We start from the raw sequence: 8,932 nt of genomic DNA, 5'->3' as shown, positions 1-8,932 counted from the left end.
GCGGCCGAGGACGTGGCGGAGTCGCTGCAGGAGGCCGCCGAGCAGGCGGCGGAGGACCAGCAGCGCGCGGTCGAGCAGCAGCAGCGCGCCGCGGAGGAGGCCGCGGCCGCGCAGGCCGCCGCGGCGGCGGAGCAGCAGGCGGCGGCCGTCGAGCAGCTGGAGGAGTCCATCGACCAGCTGGAGGAGCAGATCGTCGCCCTGGACGAGCAGACCGTCGAGCTCGCCGACCAGCGCGCCGACTCCCAGGCCCAGCAGCAGGAGGCCGAGGAGCTGCAGGAGCGCACCGAGGGCATCACCGACCTGCGGGCCGAGCCGGTCCAGCTGCGCGAGGTCGCCACCGTGGAGGAGGTCAGGGCCCCGGCCACCATCACCCGGGTGGACGGCGCCCGCACCGTCACGGTGACCGCGACCAACTCCGGGGACGACCTCGGCGCCACCACCCTGGCCGTCACCCAGGCCATCGACGGGCTCGACCTGCCCGACGGCGTCCGCGCCGAGATCGGTGGCGTGTCGGCGGAGCAGGACGAGGCGTTCGGTCAGCTGTTCCTGGCGATGGGGGTGGCGATCGCCATCGTCTACGTGGTGATGGTGGCGACCTTCCGCTCGCTGCTGCAGCCGTTGATCCTGCTGGTGTCGGTGCCCTTCGCCGCCACCGGGGCGATCGGGCTGTCGCTGATCACCGACACCGCGCTGGGCATCCCGTCGATGATCGGGCTGCTGATGCTCATCGGGATCGTGGTGACCAACGCGATCGTGCTGATCGACCTGGTCAACCACTACCGCGCCCAGGGCGCCTCGATCGACGACGCGGTGGTGCACGGCGCCCGGCTACGGCTGCGCCCGATCATCATGACCGCGCTCGCCACGATCATGGCGCTGGTGCCGATGAGCCTCGGTCTGACCGGCGGCGGGGTGTTCATCTCCAGGCCGCTGGCGATCGTGGTGATCGGTGGCCTGATCTCCTCCACCGTGCTCACCCTGGTGCTCGTGCCGGTGCTCTACCGGCTGGTCGAGCGGCTGCGCGAGCGGGGCAGCCGGCCGCGCGGACGTCGTCGCGAGGACGACGGCACCGAGGACGGCAAGCTGGAGGAGATGCTCGCCTGAGCCGGGCGTCCCGCCGGCACCACGGCTAGGGTGCGGACATGGCGGAGGCGGTGGTCGTGGCGGCGGGGCGGACGCCGATCGGACGGGCGTCCAAGGGATCGCTGACCTCGGTGCGCCCCGACGACCTGGTGGCCGGGGTGGTCGCCGACGTGCTGGCCCGGGTGCCCGGGCTCGACCCGCGGACGCTGGACGACCTCTACGTCGGCTGCGCCGACCCCCGGGACGAGCACGGCGGCAACCTCGCCCGCCGGGTGGCCGTCCTGCTGGGCCTGGACGGGGTGCCGGCCGCCACGGTCAACCGGTTCTGCGCCTCCAGCGTGCAGACCACCCGGATGGCCTTCCACGCGATCCGGTCGGGGGAGGGGCACGCCTTCGTCTCGGCCGGGGTGGAGTGCGTCTCGCGCTACCGCGGGTTCGCCGGCGCCGGCCTGGACCCCGAGGACACCCACCACCCGGCGTTCGCGGCGGCCGGTCGCCGGTCGGCGGAGACCGCGGCGACGAACCGGCGGTGGAGCGACCCGCGGCTGGACGGCGAGCTGCCCGACGTCTACGTCGCGATGGGCCAGACCGCGGAGAACGTGGCGACCGCCTGGGACGTCAGCCGGGCCGACCAGGACGCCTACGCCGTCACCTCCCAGCACCGCGCGCAGGCCGCGGTCGCCGCGGGCGTCTTCGCCCGGGAGATCGTGCCGGTCACCCTGCCCGACGGCCGGGTGGTCGACGCCGACGACGGGCCGCGGGCCGGGGTGACGCTGGAGAAGGTGGCCGCGCTGGAGCCGGTGTTCCGGGCCGGTGGCACCGTCACCGCGGCGAACTGCTGCCCGCTCAACGACGGCGCCGCGGCGGTCGTGGTGCTCAGCGACGAGCGGGCCCGCGAGCTCGGGCTGACCCCGCTGGCGCGGGTGGTCGCCACCGCCACCAGCGCGCTCAGCCCGGAGGTGATGGGGATGGGGCCGGTCGAGGCCACCCGGCGGGTGCTCGACCGGGCCGGGATGACGATCGGCGACGTCGACCTGGTCGAGCTGAACGAGGCCTTCGCCGCCCAGGTGCTCGCCTGCGCCCGCGAGCTCGGCCTCGACTCCGACCGGCTCAACGTGCACGGCGGGGCGATCGCGCTCGGGCACCCCTTCGGTGCGACCGGCGTCCGGATGCTCACCACCCTGCTCAACGCGATGGTCGAGCGGGACGCCGAGATCGGGCTGGAGACGCTGTGCGTGGGCGGCGGCCAGGGGATGGCACTGCTCGTCCAGCGGCTCTGACCCCGGCGATCCCGCGGCTGCTCTGCTCGCGCCACCGGGACGAACGGGCGTCGCGGCACTAGGCTGGTGCGGTGAGACACCGCGACGGCGCGTGAGGGCGCCGTCCACGAGACGGGGATGGTAGATGAGCTCTCAGGACGTGGACGTCAGCGACCGGTCGCCCTCGGTCGGGGCGATGTTCACCGCGCAGGTCGCCCTCGGCCGCAACCGCGAGGCGTTCCGCCACCGCGACGCCGACGACCGGTGGGTCTCGCTGACCTGGGCGGAGACCCGTGACATCGTGTTCGAGCTGGCGGCGGGGCTGCTCAGCCTGGGTCTGCAGCGCGAGCAGCGGGTCGCCATCGCCAGCAGCACCCGGATCGAGTGGATCCTGGCCGACCTCGCGGTGATGTGCGCCGGCGGTGCGACCACGACCATCTACCCGACCAGCACCGCGCCGGTGGTCGACTACATCCTGTCCGACTCCGAGTCGCGGATCCTCGTGGTGGAGGACGACGAGCAGCTGGCCAAGGTGCTCGACCACGTGGACGAGTCCACCACCATCGTGCTCATCGAGGGCACCAGCGACTCCGAGCGCGTGCTGGGCTGGGAGGAGCTGCGCCGCCGCGGCCGCGAGCTGCTGGCCGAGCAGCCCGACGTCGTCGAGGAGGCCGTCGCCGGGACGCGTCCGGAGCAGCTGGCCACCCTGATCTACACCTCCGGCACCACCGGGCAGCCCAAGGGCGTGCGGATCACCCACGACTCCTGGGCCTACATCGGCCGCGGGGTGGTGGCGATCGACCTGCTCCGCCCCGACGACCTGCAGTTCCTCTGGCTGCCGCTGAGCCACGTCTTCGGCAAGGCGCTGATCGCCATCCAGCTCGAGGTGGGCTTCGCCACCGCGGTGGACGGACGGATCGACCGGATCGTCGACGGTCTCGGCGAGGTGAAGCCCACCTTCATGGCCGGCGCGCCGCGGATCTTCGAGAAGGTGCGGGCCCGGGTGATGACCGGCGCCGCCAGCGGCCCGCGCGCCCAGATCGCCCGCTGGGCGTTCAGCGTGGGCAAGCGCTCGGCCGCGCCCCGGCTGCGCGGTGAGCCGCTGACCGGTCTGCTCAAGCTGCAGTACGCCATCGCCGACCGCCTGGTGTTCAGCAAGCTCAAGGCCCGGCTGGGCGGGCGGATCCGCTTCATGGTGTCGGGCTCGAACAAGCTCAACGCCCAGGTGCAGAGCTGGTTCTACTCCGCCGGCCTGCTGGTCATCGAGGGCTACGGGCTCACCGAGACCAGCGCGGTCAGCGCCGTCAACGACCCCCGGACGCCCCGGCTCGGCACCGTGGGACCGGCCCTGCCCGGCACCACCATCAAGATCGCCGACGACGGCGAGGTGCTGATCAAGGGCCCGGGCGTGGCCAGCGGCTACCAGGGCATGGACGAGCTGGAGTCGGACAGCTTCGTCGACGGCTGGCTCCACACCGGCGACATCGGCGAGCTCGACGCCGACGGCTACCTCAAGATCACCGACCGCAAGAAGGACCTCATCAAGACCTCCGGCGGCAAGTACGTGGCGCCGCAGAAGGTGGAGGGCGCCCTGGTGGCCGCCAGCCCGTACGCCAGCCAGGTCGTGGTCAGCGGCGAGGGGCGCAAGTACATCGTCGCCCTGATCGCCCTCGACCCGGACTCGATCACCGCCTGGGCGAAGAGCCATGGGGTGCCCACCGACGACTACACCGCGATGATCAACTCCCCGCAGGTGCGTGAGCTGCTGCAGTCCCACGTCGACAAGGCCAACGCCACGCTGGAGCGGCACGAGACCGTCAAGCGCTTCGCGGTGCTGCCCGCCGAGCTGAGCATCGACGAGGGCGAGGTGACCCCGAGCATGAAGATCCGACGGGCCGCCATCGCGGAGAAGCACGCCGACCTGCTCGCCGGCCTCTACGACGACGAGGACTGACCGCCGCGGTGCTCCACGTCTACCGCTGCCCCCTGCGCTGGGGCGACATGGACGCGCAGGCCCACGTCAACAACGGGGCCTTCGTGGACTACCTGCAGGAGGCCCGGGTCGACTTCCTCACCCGCTCGGAGGTGGCCGGGATGCTCGGCCGGGCCGACGGGACCGCACCCGCCTCGCACGGGGTGCTGGTGGTGCGCACCCAGGTGGAGCTGCTGCGCCCGCTGACCTGGAGCACCCAGGAGCTCGAGATCCGGATGGACCTGCACGCCGTCGGCGGGGCCCGGTTCACCCTCGGCTACGAGCTCGGCCCGCCCGACGCCCCGGTGGCGCGGGCCCGCACCCTGCTCGCGCCCTACGACCTGGCCGGCGGCCGGGTGCTGCGGCTGACACCGGAGCAGCGGGGGTTCTTCCGCGCTCGTGAGGTGCCGGCCGAGCCGTGGCCGGAGCTGGCGGGCACCGACCGGCCCGGACTGGCGGTGCCGCTGCGGGTGCGCTGGTCCGACCTGGACTCCTACGGCCACGTCAACAACGTCCGGTTCTTCGACTACGCCCAGGAGGCCCGGATCCGGCTGCTGCAGCAGGTGCTGGCCGGGACGCCGGACGGGGTCGGGCAGTGGCTGGTGGTGCGCCAGGACGTCGACCACCGCGCCCAGCTCGGCTACCGGTCGGAGCCCTACGAGGCCTCGGTGGCGGTGGCCGCGCTCGGCCGGACGTCGATGACGCTGCGCACCCTGGTGCGCGACCCGCAGGACGGCACCCTCTTCGCCGAGGTGCGCACGGTCGCCGTCTGCGCCGACGAGCGGGGCCGTCCGGTACCGCTGCCGGACGCCGTCCGCAGCGCCCTCGAGCACGTCTGACGGCGGAGCGGTCAGACGGAGAGCCAGACGGCGACGTCCTGGGTGAGGACACCGCCGGTGACGTCGCCGGAGGCGACCAGCACCTCCGCGCCGGCGGGCAGCTCGACCGGCTCGGGGCCGAAGTTCACCAGGCACTCGAAACCCTGCCCGCGGGAGAAGTGCAGCACCTCGGGGCCGCTGTCGCGCCACTGCAGGGTGCCGTCGCCCAGGGCCGGGTGCTGGTGGCGGATCTGCAGCGCGGCCCGGTAGAGCTCCAGGTGGCTGCCGGGGACGCCGTCCTGGGCCTCGACGGTCAGCGGCGCCCAGTCGGTGGGCTGGGGGAGCCAGGGCGTCCCGGTGCCGAAGCCGTACGGCGGACGCCCACCCGACCAGGGGATCGGCACCCGGCAGCCGTCACGCCCCCGGACGGTGTGGCCCGAGCGCAGCCAGGTCGGGTCCTGCAGCACCTCCTCGGGCAGGTCCTCCACCTCCGGCAGGCCGAGCTCGTCGCCCTGGTAGACGTAGGCCCCGCCCGGCAGCGCCAGCTCGAGCAGCGCCGCGGCGCGGGCGCGGCGGCGTCCCAGCTCGATGTCGGTGGGCAGGTCGACCAGGTCGGCCGGGCCGAGCCGCAGGTCGTCGGGGTGCATGCCCTCGGCGGTGAAGCGGCACCCGGTGCGGGGCTTGCCGTAGCGGGTCGCCACCCGGGTCACATCGTGGTTGGACAGCACCCAGGTGGGCGGAGCACCCACCGCCTCGTGCGCGGCCACCGTGAGGTCGATGACGTGGCGCTGCGACTCCGCGGTCCACTCGCACAGCAGGGCGTCGAAGTTGAACGTCGTCTGCAGCTGACCGGGACGCACGTAGCGCACCAGCCGCTCGGCCGGGGTGAGGTAGGCCTCGGAGACGAACACCTTGGTGCCCTTGCCGGCGGCGGCGTACTCGTCGGCCACCGCCCGCCAGTGCCGGTGGATCTCGTCGAGGTCGGGACGGTCGAAGACGGGTCCGCCCGGGAACTTCTCCAGGGTGGCCAGCCCGGTGCCCGGGTCGATGGGCAGGTCGGGGAACTCCTGGTCGACCTTCATCGAGTCGGCCACGTCGATCCGGAAGCCGTCGATCCCGCGGTCGAACCAGAACCGCAGCACCGACTCGAAGAACCGGAACACCTCGGGGTGCTCCCAGTTCCAGTCCGGCTGCTCGGGGGCGAACAAGTGCAGGTACCACTGGCCGGGGGTGCCGTCGGGTTCGGTGACCCGCTCCCAGGCGCTGCCGCCGAACACGGCCGGCCAGTTCGTCGGCGGCTCCGAGCCGTCGGGTCCGCGGCCGTCGCGGAAGACGAACAGGTCGCGCTCGGGGCTGCCCGGGCCGGCGGCCAGGGCGGCCTGGAACAACGGGTGCTGGTCGGAGCAGTGGTTGGGGACCAGGTCGATGAGCACCCGGATGCCGAGGGCGTGCGCGGCCGCGACGAACTCGTCGGCGTCGGCCAGGGTGCCGAAGTCGGGGTGGATGCCGGTGTAGTCGGCGACGTCGTAGCCGCCGTCGGCCAGCGGCGAGGGGTACCAGGGCGAGATCCACACCGCGTCCACACCGAGCGAGGCCAGGTGCGGCAGCCGCTCGATCATCCCGCGGACGTCACCGGTCCCGTCGTCGCCGCTGTCGGCGAAGGAGCGGGGGTAGATCTGGTAGACCACCGCGCTGCGCCACCACAGCGGGTCGTCGGTGATGGCCGGAGCCGGTCGGGTCGCGGTCTGCTCGCCGGCGCCGGGGGCGTCGGTGCCGCCGACGGCGTCGGTGTCGTCGGGCAGCGGGCCGGTCGTCGGGTCGTCGACTGTCATGTCACGCGAGTCTGGCAGAGGCCGTCCTCCGCGTCACCGCCCGCCGGGTGCCTCAGACGAGGGGGACGTCCGGACCCGGCCGCTCCACCGCGCTCAGCGGCAGCACCTGCGCGGGCGTCGGCGGGCGCGGGTCCTCGGTGTTGACCATGAACGAGGCCGCCCGTTGCAGGTACTCCCACAGCGGCTGCTCCAGCTCGGGGGAGAGCTGCAGCGAGTCCAACGCCACCCGCATGTGCGCCACCCAGTGGTCGCGCATCGTCGGGGTCACCTTGAACGGGCCGTGCCGCATCCGCAGCCGCGGGTGCCCGCGCTGCTCGTGGTAGGTGGTCGGGCCGCCCCAGTACTGCTCGAGGAACATCCGCAGCCGCTCCTCGGCCGGGCCCAGGTCCTCCTCGGGGTACATCGCCCGCATCTCGGGGTCCTGCGCGACCTGCTCGTAGAACACGCGGGTGAGCTGGGCGAACGTCTCGTGGCCGCCGACGGCGTCGTAGTAGCTGGTCTCAGTCATCGGCGTCCATTCTGCCTGCCGACGCCAGCACCGTCACCGAGACGGCGAGACCAGCATGTGGACAAAGCCTAGTTTTGCACTAGGCAATGTGTGAGGCTTCTGTCATGGCTCCCCGACTGCTGTGCGTCCGTCTGCACATCGATCTGTGTCGGATGCCCAGCGCCTGTTGTCGCTGACCTCCCCGGTCCGCCCCAGCCGCACCCCCCCTGGTCCACCACGCCTCCTGACGGCGTGCGTCTGACGTCCCCGCACGCCCGGAGACGTCCTCGACCACCTCCCCGCACCATCCCGCTGCCCTCCCGAGGAAGCTCTGCCATGCCCGCTCCTGCCCTGTCCCGCCGTGCCCTGATCAGATCGTTCGCGGTCGCCTCCGGCGCCACCGCGCTCACCTCCCTCACCGCCTGCGCCGTCGACACCAGCGCTCCGCTGACGACCTCGGCCGACGCGCTCGCCGACCCGACCTGGCCGCTCCCCGACGAGGTGCCGCCCGGCACCACGCTGACCGTCGGCGACCCGACCACCCAGAAGGCGCTCGAGCTGTCCGGGCTGGCCGAGACGCTGTCCTTCCCGCTCACCTGGGCCAACCTCTCCGGCGGCCCGCAGACCAGCGAGGCGTTCCGGGCCGGGGCGCTCGACCTCGGGTCGGTCGCCGAGATCCCGGGTATCAACGCCCACTGGACCGACCTGGCCACCAAGTTCGTGGCCTCGAAGTACCGCGCCGACCCGCTGGCCCACCCGATCTACCAGCTGGCCCTGGCCCCGGGTGCCGGGGTGTCCACGCTGGCCGACCTGCGGGGCAAGAGGATCGCCTACTCCCCGTCCCAGGCCCAGGGAGCGCTGGTGATCCGGGTGCTCGCGAAGGCCGGGCTGGGACGCAGCGACGTCACCCTGGTCGAGATCCCCAGCACCGGTGACGTCTACCCCAACGCGCTCGCCTCCCGGCAGGTCGACGTCGCCCCGGTCGGCGGCACCGCGGTCAAGCGCTACCTCGAGCAGTACGAGGCTGACGGAGCCACGGCCATCGCCCACGGCCTGCGCGACGACGCCGCTCACCTCTACGCCCCCGCGAGCGTCCTGCAGGACCAGGCCAAGGCGGCGGCGGTGGCCGAGTACGTCCGGGTCTGGGCCCGGGCCCAGCAGTGGATCCAGGACCACCCGCAGGAGTGGATCGAGGGGTACTACGTCGCCGACCAGCGGCTCTCACCCGCCGACGGGGAGTACCTCGTCGACGCCGCCGGCACCTTCGACATCCCCGCCGACTGGACCGACGCCGTCGCCCGCACCCAGGAGACGGTCGACCTGCTCGCCGAGTTCACCGGGCAGGAGACCTTCGACGCCGGACTGCTGTTCGACCGGCGCTTCGACGCCGTCGCCGCCGACGCCCTCGCCACGGACGGAGCCGACCGATGACCGACGTCGCCACCCTCGCCACCGCCGACCGCGCCGCGGTCGCCGGCCCC

At 73.2% G+C, this 8,932-nt stretch carries 7 protein-coding genes; 5 read left to right on the top strand and 2 right to left on the bottom strand.

Features of this window, described 5'->3' with window-relative positions; translation table 11 throughout:
* The 4 genes from DVA66_RS13455 to DVA66_RS13440 all read left to right on the top strand — a co-directional run.
* On the top strand, window positions 1-1,104 hold a 1,104-nt coding region (locus DVA66_RS13455), incomplete at its 5' end, for an efflux RND transporter permease subunit (protein ID WP_157973993.1).
* Between the two features lie 38 nt (window positions 1,105-1,142).
* Window positions 1,143-2,363 carry an acetyl-CoA C-acetyltransferase gene (locus DVA66_RS13450; RefSeq protein ID WP_114560548.1) on the top strand — a complete coding sequence of 407 codons (1,221 nt, stop codon included), beginning with the start codon at window positions 1,143-1,145 and terminating at the stop codon, window positions 2,361-2,363.
* A 124-nt stretch (window positions 2,364-2,487) separates the two neighbouring features.
* Window positions 2,488-4,296, top strand: a complete 1,809-nt coding sequence (locus tag DVA66_RS13445; RefSeq protein ID WP_114560547.1) for an AMP-dependent synthetase/ligase — start codon at window positions 2,488-2,490, stop codon at window positions 4,294-4,296.
* Window positions 4,297-4,304: 8 nt separating this feature from the next.
* Complete coding sequence (locus DVA66_RS13440) at window positions 4,305-5,153, top strand: acyl-CoA thioesterase (protein WP_114560546.1); 849 nt, start codon at window positions 4,305-4,307, stop codon at window positions 5,151-5,153.
* A gap of 11 nt (window positions 5,154-5,164) precedes the next feature.
* Here DVA66_RS13440 and DVA66_RS13435 read toward each other — a convergent pair whose 3' ends face one another.
* Together DVA66_RS13435 and DVA66_RS13430 are read right to left on the bottom strand one after the other, a co-directional pair.
* A complete protein-coding gene (locus DVA66_RS13435; protein WP_114560545.1) occupies window positions 5,165-6,964 on the bottom strand; it encodes a glycoside hydrolase family 13 protein in 1,800 nt (599 codons plus the stop codon).
* Between the two features lie 52 nt (window positions 6,965-7,016).
* Window positions 7,017-7,472, bottom strand: a complete 456-nt coding sequence (locus DVA66_RS13430) for a globin (RefSeq protein WP_114560544.1) — start codon at window positions 7,470-7,472, stop codon at window positions 7,017-7,019.
* 315 nt (window positions 7,473-7,787) lie between these two features.
* Between DVA66_RS13430 and DVA66_RS13425 the strand changes: the two genes are divergently transcribed.
* Window positions 7,788-8,882: an ABC transporter substrate-binding protein gene (locus DVA66_RS13425; RefSeq protein WP_114560543.1), complete on the top strand. Its 1,095-nt coding sequence runs from the start codon at window positions 7,788-7,790 to the stop codon at window positions 8,880-8,882.
* Window positions 8,883-8,932 lie beyond the last annotated feature (50 nt).

It is taken from the genome of Desertihabitans aurantiacus (assembly GCF_003344635.1).
In the GTDB taxonomy this organism is placed as follows: domain Bacteria; phylum Actinomycetota; class Actinomycetes; order Propionibacteriales; family Propionibacteriaceae; genus Desertihabitans; species Desertihabitans aurantiacus.
Note: the sequence above shows the minus strand (reverse complement) of the source record. Positions and strands in the feature narration are given on the sequence as shown.

Excerpts from the sequence above, each read along its gene's own strand:
- DVA66_RS13450 (WP_114560548.1), top strand. The coding sequence starts at position 1,143 with ATGGCGGAGGCGGTGGTCGTGGCGGCGGGGCGGACGCCGATCGGACGG.
- DVA66_RS13445 (WP_114560547.1), top strand. The coding sequence starts at position 2,488 with ATGAGCTCTCAGGACGTGGACGTCAGCGACCGGTCGCCCTCGGTCGGG.
- DVA66_RS13435 (WP_114560545.1), bottom strand. The coding sequence starts at position 6,964 with ATGACAGTCGACGACCCGACGACCGGCCCGCTGCCCGACGACACCGAC.
- DVA66_RS13430 (WP_114560544.1), bottom strand. The coding sequence starts at position 7,472 with ATGACTGAGACCAGCTACTACGACGCCGTCGGCGGCCACGAGACGTTC.
- DVA66_RS13425 (WP_114560543.1), top strand. The coding sequence starts at position 7,788 with ATGCCCGCTCCTGCCCTGTCCCGCCGTGCCCTGATCAGATCGTTCGCG.